The 18,275-nt window shown below is 55.1% G+C and carries 17 protein-coding genes; 13 read left to right on the forward strand and 4 right to left on the reverse strand.

All coding sequences use genetic code 11. From position 1 onward, the window contains the following. The first annotated feature begins 12 nt into the window (after positions 1–12). The 6 genes from ACIRQ6_RS00155 to ACIRQ6_RS00180 all read left to right on the forward strand — a co-directional run bounded on the left by ACIRQ6_RS00155 (position 13) and on the right by ACIRQ6_RS00180 (position 7,355). Complete coding sequence (locus ACIRQ6_RS00155; RefSeq protein ID WP_420862109.1) at positions 13–549, forward strand: DUF3035 domain-containing protein; 537 nt, start codon at positions 13–15, stop codon at positions 547–549. Positions 550–622: 73 nt separating this feature from the next. Further along, positions 623–1,963, forward strand: coding sequence for a M16 family metallopeptidase (locus ACIRQ6_RS00160; RefSeq protein WP_420862110.1), 1,341 nt, complete (start codon positions 623–625; stop codon positions 1,961–1,963). Beyond that, a complete protein-coding gene (locus ACIRQ6_RS00165) occupies positions 1,960–3,273 on the forward strand; it encodes a M16 family metallopeptidase (protein WP_420862111.1) in 1,314 nt (437 codons plus the stop codon). Before ACIRQ6_RS00160 ends, ACIRQ6_RS00165 begins: the two co-directional genes overlap by 4 nt. A 42-nt stretch (positions 3,274–3,315) precedes the next feature. Then, a complete protein-coding gene (gene mutL / locus ACIRQ6_RS00170; protein WP_420862112.1) occupies positions 3,316–5,139 on the forward strand; it encodes a DNA mismatch repair endonuclease MutL in 1,824 nt (607 codons plus the stop codon). Beyond that, positions 5,136–6,371: a DNA recombination protein RmuC gene (locus ACIRQ6_RS00175; protein ID WP_420862113.1), complete on the forward strand. Its 1,236-nt coding sequence runs from the start codon at positions 5,136–5,138 to the stop codon at positions 6,369–6,371. Before mutL ends, ACIRQ6_RS00175 begins: the two co-directional genes overlap by 4 nt. A 3-nt stretch (positions 6,372–6,374) precedes the next feature. Continuing rightward, positions 6,375–7,355 (forward strand): arginase family protein, encoded by a 981-nt coding sequence (locus ACIRQ6_RS00180; protein ID WP_420862114.1) that lies wholly within the window; start codon positions 6,375–6,377, stop codon positions 7,353–7,355. A gap of 43 nt (positions 7,356–7,398) precedes the next feature. On the opposite strand, the gene ACIRQ6_RS00185 is transcribed toward ACIRQ6_RS00180, so the two are convergent. Together ACIRQ6_RS00185 and ACIRQ6_RS00190 are read right to left on the reverse strand one after the other, a co-directional pair. Beyond that, entirely contained in the window at positions 7,399–8,046 is a 648-nt protein-coding gene (locus tag ACIRQ6_RS00185; RefSeq protein WP_420862115.1) for a ChrR family anti-sigma-E factor, read from the reverse strand. An 8-nt stretch (positions 8,047–8,054) separates the two neighbouring features. Next, the gene (locus ACIRQ6_RS00190; RefSeq protein WP_420862116.1) at positions 8,055–8,708 is read right to left on the reverse strand and encodes a sigma-70 family RNA polymerase sigma factor; all 654 of its coding nucleotides are present in this window, start codon (positions 8,706–8,708) and stop codon (positions 8,055–8,057) included. Between the two features lie 132 nt (positions 8,709–8,840). Here ACIRQ6_RS00190 and ACIRQ6_RS00195 point away from each other — a divergent pair, with 132 nt between their 5' ends. From ACIRQ6_RS00195 to ACIRQ6_RS00220, 6 genes are all read left to right on the forward strand, one after another. Next, positions 8,841–10,139: an NAD(P)/FAD-dependent oxidoreductase gene (locus ACIRQ6_RS00195; protein ID WP_420862117.1), complete on the forward strand. Its 1,299-nt coding sequence runs from the start codon at positions 8,841–8,843 to the stop codon at positions 10,137–10,139. Then, the gene (locus ACIRQ6_RS00200) at positions 10,136–10,894 is read left to right on the forward strand and encodes a DUF1365 domain-containing protein (RefSeq protein ID WP_420862118.1); all 759 of its coding nucleotides are present in this window, start codon (positions 10,136–10,138) and stop codon (positions 10,892–10,894) included. Before ACIRQ6_RS00195 ends, ACIRQ6_RS00200 begins: the two co-directional genes overlap by 4 nt. Further along, positions 10,891–12,120 (forward strand): MFS transporter, encoded by a 1,230-nt coding sequence (locus tag ACIRQ6_RS00205; protein WP_420862119.1) that lies wholly within the window; start codon positions 10,891–10,893, stop codon positions 12,118–12,120. Before ACIRQ6_RS00200 ends, ACIRQ6_RS00205 begins: the two co-directional genes overlap by 4 nt. Beyond that, on the forward strand, positions 12,117–12,680 hold the full coding sequence (locus ACIRQ6_RS00210) for a DUF3833 domain-containing protein (RefSeq protein WP_420862120.1): 564 nt from the start codon (positions 12,117–12,119) through the stop codon (positions 12,678–12,680). Before ACIRQ6_RS00205 ends, ACIRQ6_RS00210 begins: the two co-directional genes overlap by 4 nt. After that, the gene (locus ACIRQ6_RS00215) at positions 12,680–13,411 is read left to right on the forward strand and encodes an SDR family NAD(P)-dependent oxidoreductase (protein ID WP_420862121.1); all 732 of its coding nucleotides are present in this window, start codon (positions 12,680–12,682) and stop codon (positions 13,409–13,411) included. The genes ACIRQ6_RS00210 and ACIRQ6_RS00215 overlap by 1 nt, the downstream gene beginning before the upstream one ends. 72 nt (positions 13,412–13,483) lie before the next feature. After that, positions 13,484–14,446 carry a DMT family transporter gene (locus tag ACIRQ6_RS00220; RefSeq protein WP_420862122.1) on the forward strand — a complete coding sequence of 321 codons (963 nt, stop codon included), beginning with the start codon at positions 13,484–13,486 and terminating at the stop codon, positions 14,444–14,446. Here the strand turns inward: ACIRQ6_RS00220 and ACIRQ6_RS00225 are convergent. Together ACIRQ6_RS00225 and ACIRQ6_RS00230 are read right to left on the reverse strand one after the other, a co-directional pair. After that, on the reverse strand, positions 14,430–15,479 hold the full coding sequence (locus ACIRQ6_RS00225; protein ID WP_420862123.1) for a saccharopine dehydrogenase: 1,050 nt from the start codon (positions 15,477–15,479) through the stop codon (positions 14,430–14,432). The genes ACIRQ6_RS00220 and ACIRQ6_RS00225 overlap by 17 nt on opposite strands. After that, a complete protein-coding gene (locus ACIRQ6_RS00230) occupies positions 15,476–16,126 on the reverse strand; it encodes a histidine phosphatase family protein (RefSeq protein WP_420862124.1) in 651 nt (216 codons plus the stop codon). Before ACIRQ6_RS00230 ends, ACIRQ6_RS00225 begins: the two co-directional genes overlap by 4 nt. A 181-nt stretch (positions 16,127–16,307) precedes the next feature. Between ACIRQ6_RS00230 and ACIRQ6_RS00235 the strand changes: the two genes are divergently transcribed. Beyond that, positions 16,308–18,275, forward strand: coding sequence for an AMP-binding protein (locus ACIRQ6_RS00235; RefSeq protein WP_420862125.1), 1,968 nt, complete (start codon positions 16,308–16,310; stop codon positions 18,273–18,275).

The raw sequence follows: 18,275 nt of genomic DNA on the forward strand, positions 1-18,275 counted from the left end.
GAGGGCCTGCTAATGCGCGGGAAATTTGGCAAACTGGTATTGGGCACGGTCATCGTGCTGTCTGTTGCGGCGTGTGACCGGAATAAAGAACCGCGTTTGCTGAACGTCAAAAACACGGATGCAGGGCCGGATGAGTTTGGTATTTTGCCGAACAAACCGCTGCAAACGCCGGAAAATTATTCTGCTTTGCCAACCCCAACACCCGGTGGTGCAAATCTGGTGGATCCGACACCTAATCGCGATGCAGTGGCGGCTTTGGGCGGTAATCCAACGCGTTTGAACGCAAATGGTATTCCTGCAGGGGATGGCGCTATCGTCAATCATGCATCCCGCTATGGCCGCGATGCGACGATCCGCCAGCGCTTGGCTTCCGAGGATCTTGAGTTCCGCAGACGCAACGATGGCCGCGTCTTGGAACGCTTGGCCAATGTGAATGTCTACTTCAAAGCCTACCGGATCCAGTCGCTGGACCGCTATAGTGAATTGGAACGGTTCCGCAGATTGGGTGTCCGCACACCGGCCGCGCCACCTGAGGTTGTTGACGAATAGGTCACAAAACCGCCAGCGCCCTTGAACCTTTGTTAATCAAGCGTAGCTTACCCCTATCATTGGAGGTATTTGCATGCGGCGCTTTTTGTTGGCTATGACGACCTTGCTTTTGGCGACACCCGCCATCGCACAAGAGGCCGTTACAACCTTTTCTTTGGAAAATGGCATGGATGTGGTGGTGATCGAAGATCATCGTGCGCCCGTTGTGGTCCATATGGTCTGGTACCGCGCAGGCGCTGCTGACGAACCCGAAGGCGTGTCAGGCATCGCCCATTTCCTCGAACATTTGTTGTTCAAAGCAACGGATAACATGGAAAGCGGCGAGTTTTCCAAGGTTGTGGCCGCAAATGGTGGCAGTGATAACGCTTTTACCAGTTGGGACTATACGGCCTATTTCCAACGGATTGCCGCGGACCGGCTTGAGTTGGTGATGGGCATGGAAGCAGACCGCATGCGCAACCTGCGCCTGACCGAAGATGATGTGATCACAGAACGCAAAGTGATCCTGGAAGAACGCAATCAGCGCACAGAAAACGATCCCGGCGCTTTGTTTGGTGAACAGCGACGTGCGGCACAATATATGAACCATCGCTACGGCGTTCCGATCCTTGGATGGAAGCACGAGATGGAGCAGTTGTCGCTGGACGATGCTTTGGCGTTCTACAAAGAATACTATGCCCCGAATAATGCGATTTTAGTCGTTGCAGGTGATGTGGACCCTGATGAGGTCAAGCAATTGGCGCAGACTTATTACGGGGTGTTGGCCCCAACGGAAGGCTTGCAGCCGCGCGAACGCCCGCAAGAACCGCCGCACCGCGCCGAGCGCCGTTTGGAATTTGCAGACCCCCGTGTGGCCCAGCCTTATGTGATCCGCACTTATCTTGCGCCTGAACGCGACAGCGGCGCGCAAACCCAAGCCGCCGCTCTGACGCTATTGGCGGAATTGCTGGGCGGCGATGCGGCCACGTCAGCCTTGGGTCGGAAACTGCAATTTGAAGAACAAACCGCCGTCTACACCGCTGCGTTTTACAATGGCCAAAGTCTGGATGACACGAATTTCGGCTTGGTGATCGTGCCCTCGGAAGGTGTCTCGCTTGAGGATGCGGAGGACGCATTAGACGCTGCTGTGGCCGAATTCATGAACGAACCGATTGATGTGGAACAACTCGACAGCCTCAAAATGCAACTGCGCGCCAGCCAGATCTATGCAAAAGACAATGTGCAATCCTTAGCCCGCCGGTATGGCGCGGCTTTGACCAGTGGTTTGACCGTGCAAGACATTCAAGATTGGCCCGAGATTTTGCAGGCGGTCACGCCAGAGGATATTCTAGCAGCAGCTGAAACTGTCTTTGACCGGTCCAATGCAGTCACTGGCTATCTAAAACGACCCGAACGTCAGGAGGTCACACAATGATCCGTTTAGTACTGGCCCTTGCGGTCACTTGTCTTGCCACCCTGCCCTTGCGCGCTGAGGTAAAGATCCAAGAAGTCGTTTCGGATGGGGGCATTACCGCGTGGTTGGTTGAAGAACATTCCATCCCCTTCACCGCCCTTGAAATTCGTTTTGCTGGGGGCGCATCGGTTGATGTGCCCAGCAAGCGAGGGGCGATCAACCTGATGACGGGACTGATTGAAGAAGGGGCGGGCGATCTGGACGCGCGCGGATTTGCCAAGGCCCGTGACGCCCTTGCGGCCAGCTATGGCTTTGATGTCAGCGACGATGCGCTGTCCATCTCGGCACGGTTTCTTACGGAAAACCGAGAGGCTGCAGTTGATTTGCTGCGTTTGGCCCTGACAGAGACGCGCTTTGACGAAGATGCGGTCGAACGCGTGCGCCAACAGGTTTTGTCGGGCTTGCGATCTGATGCAAAGGATCCAAACAAAATTGCTGGGACCACGTTTGATCAAATCTCGTTTGGCGATCATCCCTATGCCTCACAGTTAAACGGGACCATTGAAAGCGTCACGGCGTTGACCCGCGACGATATGTTCGAGGCCAAAGACCGTATCATTGCAAAGGATCGTCTGTTTGTGGGGGCTGTGGGCGATATCACGCCCGAGGCACTTGGCGCTTTGTTGGATGATCTGCTGGGTGATTTGCCGGAAACTGGCGCGCCTATGCCGATGCGTGCGACCTTGGAATTAACCGCCGGTACGACTGTTGTTCCTTTTGATACACCGCAATCCGTTGCCCTTTTTGGGCACGAGGGGATCGCGCAGGACGATCCGGATTTCTTTGCGGCTTATGTTTTGAACGTTATCCTTGGTGGCGGCAGCTTTGAGGCGCGCCTGATGGAAGAGGTGCGCAAAAAGCGTGGTTTGACCTATGGCGTCTACTCGTTCTTGGTGCCCAAAGACCACGCCGAGCTTTATATGGGCCAGGTGGCGAGTGCCAATGATCGCATTGCCGAAGCGATCTTGGTGATCCGTGATGAATGGGCGAGGATGGCGGAAAATGGCGTGACCCAGGACGAGTTGGACCGCGCCAAGACCTATCTGACGGGGGCCTATCCGCTGCGGTTTGATGGCAATGGGCCGATTGCGAACATCATGGTGGGGATGCAGATGCAAGGCCTCCCGATTGATTATATCGCGACACGCAATGACCGAATTGATGCGGTCTCACTCGAAGAAGCCAATCGCGTGGCGGCACGCATATTGCGCCCGGAGGACCTGCATTTTGTTGTGGTTGGTCAGCCAGAAGGCCTCGAATCCACCAATTAATCCAGTGGCAGAATCGCAAGGGGCCATGCTACACCTAGTAGCATGGCCTATGACGACCCCAAAATAAGCGCCCAACCCGTAATCCGGCAGTTGGATGACGCGGCAATCAACAGGATTGCCGCAGGTGAAGTCGTGGAACGGCCGGCCTCAGCCGTCAAAGAACTGGTTGAGAATGCGATAGATGCCGGCGCCACCCGGATCGAGGTCGCGATTGCCGATGGTGGCAAAACCCTAATCCGCGTCATCGATGATGGCTGTGGGATCCCCGCAGGCGATTTGCCTTTGGCATTGTCGCGACATGCAACCAGCAAAATTGACGGCTCGGACCTGCTTGCGATTAACTCCTTTGGGTTCCGGGGCGAGGCCTTGCCATCACTGGGGGCCGTTGGTCGTTTGACGATCACCAGTCGGGCAAGGGGCCAAGATGCGGCCATGATCCGTGTCGAGGGAGGGCACGCCCAGCCTGTGCGCCCGGCGGCGTTGCAATCGGGCACCACGGTTGAGCTGACAGATCTGTTCTACGCCACACCAGCGCGGTTGAAATTTCTGAAATCTGATCGCGCCGAAACTCAAGCGATTGCTGATGTGGTCAAACGTTTGGCCATGGCGGAACCCTTTGTCACAGTAATCTTGCGTGATGTTTCAGGCGGCGGGGACGGCCGCGTGACCTTTCGCGCGGATGCAAGAACCGGCGACATGTTCAAAGCCTTGCATGGACGTTTGGAGACCGTCCTTGGCAAAGATTTCGCAGCCAACGCTCTAAAAATTGATGCAGAACGCGAGGGTTTTCACCTGACTGGTTATGCCGCTTTGCCGACGTTTTCGCGAGGATCTGCGGTGATGCAGTACCTTTTTGTCAACGGACGTCCTGTGCGTGACAAGCTGCTGATCGGGGCCCTACGCGGGGCTTACATGGATTTCTTGTCGCGGGATCGTCATCCAGCGGCCTGCTTGTTTATCGACTGCGACCCGCAATTGGTGGATGTGAATGTGCACCCGGCCAAGTCCGAAGTGCGGTTTCGCAATGCAGGCTCTGTGCGCGGTTTGATCGTGTCGGGGTTGCGGCATGCCTTGGCTGAGGCAGGCCACCGCGCCTCGACCACCGTGGCGGATGCAACGCTGGGCGCGCTGCGACCAGAGGCACCTCAGGCACCGGTATATCAAATGGATCGGCCGTCCTTGGGCGCGCGCACAGCGTCGTTTCAAATGCAGGCGCCTACGTTCCAAGAGGCTCCGCACAGCTACACTGCGCGGGTAGAACCGGAACCCGAGGTGCCTTTGCACGACTTTCCTTTAGGGGCTGCCCGGGCGCAGTTGCATGAAAATTATATTGTCGCCCAAACGGCGGACGGAATGATTTTGGTCGATGCCCATGCCGCTCACGAGCGTCTGGTCTATGAGGATCTCAAAGCACAGATGGCGGACAATGGCGTCGCGGCACAGGCGCTGTTGATCCCTGAAATTGTTGAATTGAGCGATAGTGACTGTGCCTTGATTTTGGAACACGCGGCAGAGTTTGCCAAATTCGGTCTTGGGATCGAACCCTTTGGTGGCGGTGCGATTGCCGTGCGAGAGACCCCCGCAATTCTGGGCGAGGTCAATGCGGCCTTGATGATCCAAGATATTTTGGATGAATTGCACGATCTTGGCAGCAGTGAGACTGTGCAAGCTCGGATTGAGGCGATCCTGAGCCGCGTGGCCTGTCACGGGTCGGTTCGTACAGGGCGGCGGATGCAGGCGGATGAAATGAACGCGCTGCTGCGCCAGATGGAGGCCACGCCACATTCAGGCCAATGCAACCACGGCCGACCGACTTATGTGGAACTGAAAATGACCGACATCGAACGCTTGTTTGGCCGCTCATGATCCAGATTGGAACGTTTGAGATCAATCTGGAAGACCCGTTGACGTTGGGCCTTCTAATTGCGGCTATTGTCGTTTTGTTGGTTCTTATCTTGCTGATTTCGTCCGTACGACGCGCGGGGAGGTCGGTGCAAATGGTCGAGCTTTTGGCGCAAAATATGGGGCGTATGACCCATGATGTGCAGAACCTCGGGGCGGGGCAGGCGCAACTGTCGGGCAATATCCAAACTGTGTCCGAGACACAGGCCAAGGCGCAGACCCAAGTGATCCAAACTATGGAAGTGCGCCTTGCAGAAGTGCAGCGGCAGATGCAGGATAAACTGGCCGAGAATGCGATGAAATCCGCACGCAGCCTGTCGGATATGCAAGAGCGCATGAACGCCACGCTGCATGGATCCAGCAAGCAAACCACGCAAAGCCTGACCCAGTTACAGGAACGTCTGGCCACCATCGACAAGGCGCAAACCAATATCGAAAAACTGTCAGGTGATGTATTGTCGTTGCAGGATATCTTGTCGAATAAACAGACACGCGGTGCCTTTGGGGAAATCCAGCTCAAGGATATTGTGTCCAAAGCGCTGCCTGCGGATGCCTATGCGTTTCAGCATACTCTCTCGAACGGCAAGCGGGCCGACTGTTTGATCCATTTGCCCAATCCACCGGGCCCAATTGTGATCGATGCAAAGTTCCCGTTGGAGGCCTATGAGGCCCTTGTCGCAGCCGAGACGAAAGAAGACGCAGGGCGGGCGCTTTCATCGCTTAAATCCGCCGTCCGAGTTCATATCAAAGCCATCTCGGAAAAATACCTGATTGAAGGTGAAACCGCTGATGGGGCGTTGATGTTTCTACCGTCTGAGGCGGTCTATGCCGAACTGCATGCGCGGTTGCCTGAGGTCGTGCGCGAAGGCTTTGCCGCCCGTGTCTGGATCGTCTCACCCACTACTTGTATGGCGACGTTGAACACCATGCGCGCGATCCTCAAGGACGCCCGTATGCGCGAACAGGCCGGTGCGATCCGCAAGGAATTGTCACTGTTGGGCGGAGATGTGGATCGCCTTGTGACCCGCGTTGACAATTTGGATAGGCACTTTGGGCAGGCAGCCAAAGATGTGGCCGAGATCAAGATATCAGCAGAAAAGGCAGGCAAGCGGGCCAATCGTTTAGATAACTTTGATTTTGCGGAGATCGAAGAGGCCGAAAATACTGTGGTTCCGCTGAGCAAACCCAAGGATTAGATCATGAGCAGCCCAGAAGAGCGGATGATGGAAAACCTATATTGGTGGGGGATCCCGACGCTGTTTCGCTGTCCGGCTGATCCTGATCCTGCCAAAGCCGACATTGCCCTTGTTGGGGTGCCGCATTCGTCGGGAAATGGCACGACCGAGCGCGATCAACATCTGGGCCCGCGGGCAGTGCGTAATGTGTCAGCCCAAGCGCGCCGCGTGCATATGGATATGGGGCTTGATCCGTGGACAGCTTGCCGGATCAACGATCTGGGCGATGTGCCCTTGCCGGAACTCAACGATAACGAAGCCAGCATTCAACGCATCACCGAGTATTTCAAACCGATTGCCGCCGCTGGCGCGCGTCCCGTTTCCATCGGTGGGGATCATTCAGTGACCGGCGGGATTGTTCAAGGCATCGCCAACTCGGTTTTGACCGATGGTCAGCCCGTTAGCTTTTTGCATTTGGACGCCCATACGGATGTTTTTACCAAAGTGCCGCATTTTCTGGGGGCCAAGAAGTCGGCTGCCCATTGGGGCGCTTATCTTGCGGATCAGGGCCAAGTCGATCCGCACAGCTCTATTCAGGTCGGCATTCGGGGCAATCCACGCACTTTGGATTGGCTGCAACCCAGCTATGACTATGGCTATGATGTGGTCACGATGAAAGAGTTTCGTCAGATCGGGCTTGTTGCAGTGATTGAACGGATCAAAGCGCGATTGGCGGGCAAACCTGTTTATATCACTTTTGACTTGGACTGTTTGGACCCAACAGTAGCGCCGGGTGTGTCCAACCTAGAACCGGGCGAGCAAGGGTTTCAAATCGATGAGGCGATGGCCCTTCTGCAATCTGTGCGCGGCATGAATATTGTGGGCGGTGATGTGGTCTGTCTGATGCCGACACGCGACAGCAGCAATATGATCACAGCGCGCACAGCAGGGGCTGTCATGTTCGAGATGATTGCTATGATCGCGGAAAATCAAAAAAACACATGAAAAAGGGGGCCATGGCCCCCAATTTAATCGTGTGTGGTTCAGGTTATATACCCATGAACCTTTGAGCAATCTTGGGCAGGATCCCGTTAAAGCTGAGGGGTGCATCACTCGCCGCGAGGCAAATGCAATCCACGCCGTCTTCGGCAACGGGTGTGTGGTGCAAATCCTCGTTGGCCACTTCGATATCACCGGGACCAAAGCGATCATTATGGTCGCGAAACGCTCCTTGCAAAACCAGTGTCAGTTCGGTGCCGTGGTGCCCATGATCGGGCACGGCGCAGCCAGCAGGGATATGCAGCAAACGCACACTTGCGCCTTTTGATGTTTTGATCAGTGATTGACGCACGCCCATACCCATCGGACGCCATTTGATCGCGTCCAAGTCAGCGCCGACATAATCCTGCAGCGGGGCAGGGAACAGACTGTCGGCTTTGGGTCGCTGGATAGTGGTTTCAGCGGGCGCATCCATGATCTGCTTTAGGGTCGCGCCCAATGCGCCATCGGACATGGTCACAGCCTCTAGATCGTCTAGCAGTTCGCCACCAACGGCGTCAAAGCTGGCCAATTGTGCACGACAGGAGTCGCACATGCTGATGTGCGTGGCCACAACAAGGCTTAGCGCCTCAGGCAAGTTGCCGCTGGCATAGGCCATAAGCAAATCGTCGGTTAGATGATGTCTGATCTGTTTCATTGTACTCTTCACTTCATCACGTGGCGCAGGCGTTCCAGCGCTAAACGTATTCTGGATTTAATCGTGCCGAGGGGCAGGCCCGTCGCGACTGCAATTTCGCTATGTGACATGTCCTTGAAATAAGCACGCTCGATTAACTCTCTCTGTTTGTCCGGCAATTGCTTCAGGGCGTCGCCCAATTGTGCCGTTTCTTGTTGTAGGGCCATGACGTCTTCTTGGTCAGGCTCGTGGTCGGGGCCCCAGACCAAATCTTCTGGTTCGGGGCGTCGTTGTTTGCGCAACACGTCAATCTTGCGATTGCGTGCGATGGTAAAGATCCACGTGGCCACCGAGGCCCGCGTGGGATCAAAGAGATGTGCCTTGCGCCACAAAGTGGCCATAACGTCTTGACTGACCTCTTCGGCCATGGCCCCAGTAGAGCCAGATTTCATCAAGAACGCTTTGACCCTTGGGGCAAAGTGACGAAACAGGATGCCAAAAGCCTCTTGGTCGCGTTGGTCACGCACCAAAAGCATTTCTTCCAACCACATTTGCCGAGCCGTGCTGGCCTGTTGCACTTCGCGTTCCTCTGTACTGACGCGTGACGCCGTCTGTGTGACCGCAAGTGCGGTCACTGGCATGGGCGGTGCGGCTTTGGGCGAGGGCATGTTTTGCGTTCTCATACTAACTATACGCCGCGTGGCGCTGATTGGATCACCAACAAAATTAATTTTGCTGTGGTTTAATCCGCTTGCACTCTTGCCCCGTACTACCCTTAAATCAGACACTTAGATGTGTAAACGGAGATTGACACTATGCCACTAGAAACCAGCGCTTTCCCAGCAAAGCGCATTGCCGTGATCGGGGCCGGAATATCGGGCCTTGGGGCAGCTCACATGCTTGCCAAAGATCACAAAGTGGTAGTGTTTGAAGCCGAGGATCGGGTGGGGGGACATGCACGCACAAAGATGGCAGGCCCAAACCGTGACGTGGCAGTGGATACCGGGTTTATTGTCTTTAACTACGCAAATTACCCCTATTTAACTGCTCTTTTTGACGAATTGGACGTTCCCGTCGCCAAAAGTGACATGAGTTTTGGCGCGTCAATCGACGGTGGGCGTATCGAATATGGCCTCGCAAGCCTGCGCGCCTTGTTTGCGCAAAAGCGCAATTGGGCCAATCCGATGTTCCTGCGAATGGTCAGCGATATTCTCTATTTCAACAAACATGCTGAACGTGTTGCGCAAGACAAAACAATAACTGTCGGCGAACTTTTGCAGCAATTGGGAACCGGGAAATGGTTTCGTGATTATTATCTCCTGCCTTTTTCGGGGGCGATTTGGTCGACACCAAAAAATAAAATCATGGATTTTCCGGCCCATGCAATGGTCCAATTTTTTAAAAACCATGCATTGCTCAACACTACCGGACAGCATCAATGGTATACGGTGCAGGGTGGCTCCATTGAATATGTGCGCCGTCTTGAGGCATCGCTGCGCGGTCGTGGCGTAGAATTCCGGCTAAGTGCGGATGTGCAATCGGTGACGCGCTCACTCACTGGGGCGCAGGTGAAAACGGTTGGCGCACCCGTCGAAGAATTTGACGAAGTTATCATGGCAACTCATTCGGATCAGGCCTTGGCCCTGCTAGGGGATGCCAGCCCGCAGGAGGCTTCGGCTCTGCGCGATATTCGCTATCAACCCAACGACGTGGTGTTGCATTCGGACGAGGCGATCATGCCCAAGCGCCGTGGTGTCTGGTCCTCTTGGATGTACACGGAAAGCCCCGCCAAGCGCGATGACACGATCGATCTGACATATTGGATGAACTCGCTTCAGCCCGTGGCAAGCCCCGATAATTACTTTGTCACCCTCAATTCGACACGACCTATTCAGGACGCGTTGATTTGGGATACGGTCACCCTGCACCACCCCGTTTACGACACAGCTATGATGGCTGCCCAAGAACGCGTCAAAGCGTTCAACGGGACCAACCGTACGTGGTTTTGTGGGGCTTGGATGAAAAATGGATTCCACGAGGATGGCCTGAGCAGTGCTGTGGACGTGGTCGAGGCCATACGTCCGCAATATAGCCTTTCGGTGGCAGCCGAGTGATCAATACGGTTGATCATATCTCGGGGACGACGTTCCACGGACGCCACGGCGCGATCAAGAATGCCTTTCGGTACTCTATTGATTACGTGTTGTTAGATGCGGAAGCGCCTGTTGCCGCCCCCCGTCTGTTTGGACGCAACAAAGGTGGTCTGGCGTCTTTGCTGGACAGTGATCACGGCGGTCTTCCACATGAAGGGATTGGCGCGATCTGGGCACGGGATGTTCTGCGCACTCATGGTTTGGAGACCGATGGTCGGCTGATGCTGTTGGCGCAGCCGCGTATCTTGGGTCATGTGTTCAATCCTGTTAGCTTTTGGTTGGCCTATGATGCGCAGGATCAGTTGCGGGTTGTGATTGCCGAAGTAAGCAACACGTTTGGCGATCGACACTCCTATTTGTGTTACCGGGATGACAAGGCCCCCATCACGGCCGAGGATACGCTCACGGCAGAAAAGATTTTTCACGTTTCTCCCTTCCAACCTATCGAAGGGGGCTACCAGTTCCGGTTTGATATTCGGGCCGACAAAATTGGCATTTGGATTGACTATAGCCGTGGCAATGGTGGGTTGTTGGCCACGCTGACGGGGCCGCGCAAACCGTTGACCAACGCAGGCATTCTATATGCTTGTTTGCGCCGACCGTTTGGTTCGCGACGTGTGTTGGGCCTGATCCATTGGCAGGCGCTCAAGCTTTGGGCAAAAGGCGCACGGTATCGCCCGCATCCCAAACCGCCGGGCAGCGAGGTGTCGCGATGACCTCTCGCCGCTTGCCTCAGTATTCCCTTTTTGCAGCGATGCTGGCCGCCGCTGGCCTGCCGATCTATATCCACGCGCCAAAATTCTACGTGGATGAATACGGTTTGACGTTGGCGTCCCTAGGGGCGGTCCTTTTTGGATTGCGCCTGATCGATGTTGTTCAGGATCCGGTTCTGGGTTGGTTGAGTGCGCGTTTGGGGGACCTGCGGGGTGTGGCTGTTGCCTTGGGTGTTGGAATTATGGCCCTGTCGATGCTGGGGCTGTTTGCGATTGCACCACCGATTGCGCCGTTGTGGTGGTTTGCCTTGTGTCTGACTGGGTTGTTCTCCGGGTTTAGCTTTTTGACCATCAACTTCTATGCCCAAGGCGTGCTGACGGCCGAGACTATGGGCTGTGGTGGATATCTGCGCGTGGCCAGTTGGCGCGAGACGGGCGCGTTATTGGGCGTTTGTGTGGCCGCCGTTGCGCCCACGGCCTTTATGATCCTGACCGACGCACCGTTTAGCACGTTTGCCGTGGCGTTCGCAGGGTTGGCTATCCTGGCGGGCGTTGCCATGCGCCGTGAATGGTCCAACAGCCTGCCACACAGTGAAAGCGGCTTTGCTCAGGTTTTGTCTGATCCTTTGGCGCGGCGGCTTTTGATCCTTGCTTTGGTCAACGCCACGCCTGTTGCTGTGTCGTCCACTCTGTTTTTGTTTTTCGTCGAAGGACGTCTTGGCGCCGTAGGGGCTGAGGGTCCGCTGTTGCTGCTGTTCTTTTTGGCTGCTGCGATTTCTGCTCCCGTCTGGGGGCGCATCGCTGGCGAGATCGGCGCGAAATACGCCCTGCTTGTGGGTATGGTGTTGGCCATATTTGCCTTTGCCTTTGCGGCGGCGTTGGGCACGGGCGATGTTGTGGCATTTGCCATTATATGTGTGGCATCTGGCGCGGCATTGGGTGCTGATATGACTTTGTTGCCCGCAATTTTTGCCAATCGTATGGCGCGCATTGCGCCGAATGCAACGCAAGCGTTTGGCCTTTGGTCGTTCGTCTCTAAATTTACGCTCGCCTTCGCAGCAGTCAGTCTTTTGCCATTGCTGCAGGCCGCTGGGTTCCAATCTGGGGCCGAAAATTCACAATCCGCACTTTGGATGCTGACGGTACTCTATGCCGTCGTTCCCTGTGTACTAAAACTTATCGCTGTGGCTCTTTTGGCCACAACGCATCTCGAGGAGAGACCTCAATGAACGGAATATTTTTTGCAGCTGTAGGGGCAACACTTGCCTTTGCTTTGGTTTATCTTGTCCGACGGTTGACCAGTTTTTCTTCTCAAAAGCCCGACGATTTTGCAGGCCAGGGCCCCGAGTTCGACCTGCGCAAAGAACTGAATGGCGACATTTTGTGTGAAGGCGTGATCTACGGTCCCACTGGCAAAATCAGCAGCCGTTTCGTGGCGGATATGCACGCTAAATGGGATGGTAACGTTGGCCGCATGACAGAGCGGTTTGTTTACGACAACGGTGACACGCAGGATCGTGAATGGACCCTGACCATGGGCAACGACGGCAGTGTCAAGGCAACCGCACCTGACGTTGTGGGCACTGGCCATGGCCGTGCCGTGGGGCCTGCGTTTTTGATGAATTACAAATTCAAGCTGCCTAAGGCCAGTGGTGGTCATGTGTTAGACACGGTTGACTGGATGTATTTGGTGGAAAGCGGCTCGATCATCAACCGCAGCCAATTTCGCAAATACGGGATCAAGGTGGCTGAAATCGTTGCAACCATGCGCCGTAAAGAGACCGCCTGATGCCCAGTGTTTCGGGCAAACGTTATTGGCTGGTCGGTGCCAGTGATGGCTTGGGCGCGGCCCTTGCCCGAACCTTAGTCGCGGCGGGCGCCGAGGTCATCGTCTCGGCTCGCAGTCTGGATAAGCTTGAGGTTCTGGCCAGCGAGCTGGGCGATGCGGCATCGGCTGTGGCCGTAGATATCGCGGATGCAGGTAGCGTTGCCGAAGCTGCCGAAACCGTTGGTGATATTGATGGGCTTGTGTTTCTTGCCGGGGTTTATTGGCCCACAAAAGCCACTGAATGGGACGCCGAGGCGGTCAATGCGATGTTCGATATCAATCTGACCGGTGCTGCCCGGGTCTTGGGTGAAGTCGTGCCCAAAATGGTTGCCAAGGATGAAGGCCACATCGTTCTGACGGGCAGCCTTTCAGGGTTTCGTGGCCTACCGGGAACGATTGGTTATGGCGCCTCCAAGGCGGGGATCATGTATCTGGCCGAAGGCATGTTTGCGGACCTCAAAGACACAGGTGTGCGGGTCCAAGTGGCCAACCCGGGGTTCATCAAGACGCGCCTTACAGACAAGAATGATTTTTCCATGCCGTTCATCATGGAACCTGCGCAGGCCGCGCAAGAGATGTTGGATCACATGCGATCCACCAAATTCAAAAAGAGCTTCCCCACCCTGTTTTCCCTTCTATTCCGCGTCAGCCAGTTTATGCCGGATTGGCTGTATTATCGGATCTTTCGCTAGGGGCCTGTTTACAAATTCGGGCTAGGCTGCAACTGATAGCGCAAACATCTCTTCTAGTCCGAATTTTGTATAGTGTCCCAATCTAATCCAAATTTTTCTTATGTGAGCATGGGCGCTGCCCTTTTGGCCTTTGGACTTTTCTCTGGCCACGACGCCGTCGTCAAATCGTTGGGCATGTCCTATTCGATCTTTCAGATCATCTTCTTTTCTGGGCTGTTTGCCTTCATTCCAATGACATTGATGATGACGATGGACAGCAAAATGGACAATTTCCGGCCGCACCATCCATGGCAGGTCGGGCTGCGCACTATCACCTCTCTGGTGTCCATGGCGGGGGCCTTTTACGCCTTTACAAAGCTGCCCTTAGCCGAAGCCTACGCCCTGATTTTTGCGACGCCATTGTTGGTCACGGTTCTGTCTATTCCGTTTTTGGGCGAGGTCGTGCGCCTGCAACGTTGGATTGCTGTTGTGGTTGGATTGATTGGCGTTTTGGTCGTGTTGCGCCCGGGGTATTCGGAATTCACACTGGGCCATGCGGCAGCCCTCTTGGCGGCTTGTGGGGGTGCGATCAGTTCGATCATCGTGCGCCGGATCGGCAAGGAAGAACGCAGTGCCGTGCTATTATTTTATCCCGCTTTAGGGAATCTGATCGTCATGGGCTGCGTGCTGCCATTTGTCTATGTGCCTGTAGAGATTGGCGATTTGGGCCTCATGGCATCGGTCGGTTTTTTAGTAATCATAGCGCAGCTGTTTATCATTGTGGCATATCGAAATGCGCCTGCAGTCTTTGTGGCCCCGTTTCAATATTCGCAGATCCTTTGGGCCGTTTTCTATGGGGTTTTGTTCTTTGATGACACGGCCGACATATGGGTTTTTGCCGGGGCCGCGATCATTATCAGCAGTGGCCTGTTCGTCGTTTGGCGCGAAAGCCGACAAGACGTGTCCAGCAAAACACCCGTTCTATCGCAGCCGAACTTGCGCCCAGACACGGGTCCGCGCCCCAAGCGTTTGCGCCGCCCTAAAGAGATCGAGTGAACATCGCCACCGCACGAGCCCAGACGCCTTGATCCAAGGCGTCTAGGGTTTGAAGCGATGGCAAAAGCTGGTCGGCAAAATCCTGCGAACTTTCCGCTGGCAAGAGCGATGGCAAATTATCGATGGCTGTAACGTCCAGGACAGGCTTGTCATGCACGCGTCGTGCTGGTGTGTCCCAATTGGTTGCTTGGTCATAGACTTTGATCGGTGAAAAATCGCTGTCGGGATCGCAGGCGATATCCCCGATCACGGACAGGCGGCGGGCCGCAGTCTTGGCCGAGGCTGGCACGAAAACTGGCGTGCCGGTGCGCGCCAAAATACAATTGAAAAAGATATCTGCGCGCAGGATCTCAGGGAATGGTCCACCATGGGCGGTTTCGGCCATATCCCATTTGGTCACAGGCACACCCATGAGTTCGCACAGATCAGCAGCCCCCGTTCCCACGCGCCCCAATGCGCCAATGCTTAGGGCCGTTGGGCGTGATGGACCCGCAAGAACCAGTTCGGTCTGAAGGTCGTTGAGCAGATGATTGGCGCTGGCATAGGGTTGAACTGGTCCGCAAATCTGTCCGAGTTGTTGTGCTGCCCAACATTTCAGCGCAACGGCCGCCCCTGCGTAGCCTGCCCAATATCCAAAGGCCGCAACGCGCCGGCCTTTGGCATCTACAAGATATTCCAGATCATAAAGCGTCCCACCCCCGGCCTGAAATCGGTCAAGCAAAAGCCGCCCTGAGGGCTGCCCTTTGTAAGCATGGCCAAACATAACATGACGATGGATCAGTGGGCTGTTATCGGCTGGCAATTCTTTCAGGCCAAAGATGATCGCATCCCTTGGGGCCTCACGCCAAGATCCTTGGGCCGCGATGGTGCACCCCGCCGCGCGATAGTCGGCGATGGGAAGGCTACGTTGATCACTTTGCTCAACAGTCACATCAAAACCCTGTTGCAACAGCGTCTTGCATCCCTCGGGCGTTATCCCAACGCGTGCTTCATTGGGGCGTTCTTCTGCACGAATCCATAGATGAGTGGTCACACGAATGTCCTCGACAGGGCGCGATCAGCGGCCTCCAAGTGTGGTATTCCGTTGAAGCCGGACAAAATATATTCACCATGAACATGCACAACCCGGTGCACGGATGAATTCATCGTAGCCAACATAATTCGCGCATGTCCATCGTTGTCGAGGCCCAAAAGATTTCGCAAAAACATGGCGATCACCCCACCCGATGTGACCAGTAAAATGCGCCCGCCGTGGTCTGCGTAATCCGCAAAAGCGGCCATGATACGCGTTTCAAAATCAGCAAAGCTTTCCTGACCTTCACCGATTTGTCCCTGCTGCCAATAGGCTAAGAGTTGCGGAGCGTGGCGGACGAAATCTGCATTGTCTTGGGGCATTGGAATGCCAAATTTGTCCAACATAGCTTGGGCCAAACCAAAGTAGTCAAATTCATTTAGGCGTGTGTCCGTCCCGTCCGAGGCGTGGCCCATGCTTTCTAAAGTGGCGCGTTGGCGTTGTAGTGTTCCACTTTTGCATTCATCAAAATGCGGATTGGTTTGCGCAAAATGAGCCCCCAACCAGCGGGCCTGTTGATGGCCCAAGTCGCTGAGGCGGTCATAGCTTTTGGCGTCTTTGGCGGCCGAGTTGGCCTGGCCGTGGCGTACAATAATCAATTCGGTCATATGACGTGAGTAGGGCGGCTCTTTGACGGTGGCAAGATCGGATTTCGGGTGCTTCAACCGATTAAATGAACGCACGTTCAAAAAAAGAATTTGACGAAACGGTCGAATGCCTCGCAGTATGAACCCCTAGGCCAGAGAAAATCTGGATGCCGCGCAAAAAGCGGCAGGGAGGAAATAACTGTTGACCGATCAATCCGCACCCCAAGGGGCGCTGGTCTGTGTACCGCGTCTATTGCAGCGAAACGTCGAAAAACACGGGGGCAAACCTGCCTACCGCGAGAAAGAATTTGGCATCTGGCAAAGCTGGACCTGGGCGGAAACTGCAGAGCAGATCAATGACCTTGCTTTGGGCTTGATGCTGTTGGGGGCCGACACAGGCGATCATGTGGCCATCGTGGGTCGCAATCGGCCTGCGATGTATTGGGCTATGATGGCGGCGCAATCTGTTGGGGCTGTGCCGGTGCCGCTTTATCAAGATGCCGCCGCAGAAGAGATTGCCTATGCGCTGGATCACTGTGGTGCGCGGTTCGCAATTGTCGGGGATCAGGAGCAGGTCGATAAGGTTCTTGATGTCAAAGATGGTTTACCGGGTTTGGAACATATCGTTTATCTCGATACGCGTGGCATGCGAAAATATGATCATGCGGCTATGACGTCTTATGCGGATTTGCAAACCAAAGGCCGCGCGGCGGCTGGTCAGTTTCAAGCGGTGATGGACGCACGGATCGCGGCACAAACCTACGACGATACATGTGTCATGCTTTACACGTCGGGTACAACGGGACGTCCCAAAGGCGTTGTATTGTCGAACCGCAATGTCATCGAGACTTCCAAAAACTCCAGCGATTTCGATGGGTTGCGCGCAGGTGACGAAATTTTGGCCTACCTGCCTATGGCGTGGGTTGGCGATTTCATCTTCTCGATCGGTCAGGCGTTGTGGACGGGTTTTTGTGTCAATTGCCCCGAAAGCCCGGACACTATGATGACGGACCTGCGCGAGATTGGGCCGACCTATTATTTTGCGCCACCTCGTGTGTTCGAGACCCAATTGACCAATGTGATGATCCGTATGGAAGATGCGGGCCGCTTCAAAAAGTGGTTGTTTCACAAGGGGATGGCCGTGGCCAAACGAGTGGGGCCTGACCTATTGGATGGCCGCCCCGTGAGCGGCATGGACCGCTTAAAATACAAGCTGGGGGATCTGTTCGTCTACGGGCCTTTGAAGAACACGCTGGGCTTTAGCCGTGTGCGTGTGGGCTATACGGCCGGTGAGGCGATTGGGCCTGAAATCTTTGATTTCTACCGCTCGTTGGGGATCAACCTGAAGCAGCTTTATGGCCAGACCGAGGCCACGGTGTTTATCACGCAGCAACCTGATGGGGAGGTACGATCTGATACGGTTGGTGTCGCCTCGCCCGGGGTTGAGTTGAAAATTGCTGATAATGGCGAGGTGTTTTACCGCTCGCCCGGCGTGTTCGTGGAGTATTTCAAGAATGCCGACAGCACGGCTGATACCAAGGATGCCGAGGGTTGGGTAGCGACGGGCGACGCAGGTTTTGTTGAAGAAGACAGTGGACATTTACGTATTATCGACCGCGCCAAGGACGTAGGCAAAATGGCCGACGGACGGCTCTTTGCGCCAAAATATGTCGAGAACAAACTGAAGTTCTTTCCCAATATTCTAGAGGCCGTAGTGTTCGGTGCGGACCGTACGATGTGTTCCGCCTTTATTAACATTGATCTGACGGCGGTCGGAAACTGGGCCGAGCGCAACAATATCGCTTATGCCTCCTACCAAGAGCTGTCGCAGCATCCACAAGTGTTGCAGGCCATTGGTGAACATGTGGCCGAGGTGAACCGGTCTGTTGCGGCCGATGAGATGTTGTCGGGCTGTCAAATTCATCGCTTCCTTGTGCTGCATAAAGAGTTGGATGCGGATGATGGTGAGATGACCCGCACCCGCAAAGTGCGCCGCCGGATCATCGAAGAGAAATACGCGGATTTGATTAACGCGCTGTACGATGGATCGGCTGAGGTCAGCACGGTGACCGAAGTGACCTATGAGGACGGGCGCAAGGGGTCGATTTCCGCGACGTTGGTGTTGCAGGATGCGGCAGTTGCGTCCGGTCAAGCGATGGCGGCGGAATGA

Source organism: Algirhabdus cladophorae, assembly GCF_044772865.1.
Taxonomy (GTDB): Bacteria; Pseudomonadota; Alphaproteobacteria; order Rhodobacterales; family Rhodobacteraceae; genus Algirhabdus; species Algirhabdus cladophorae.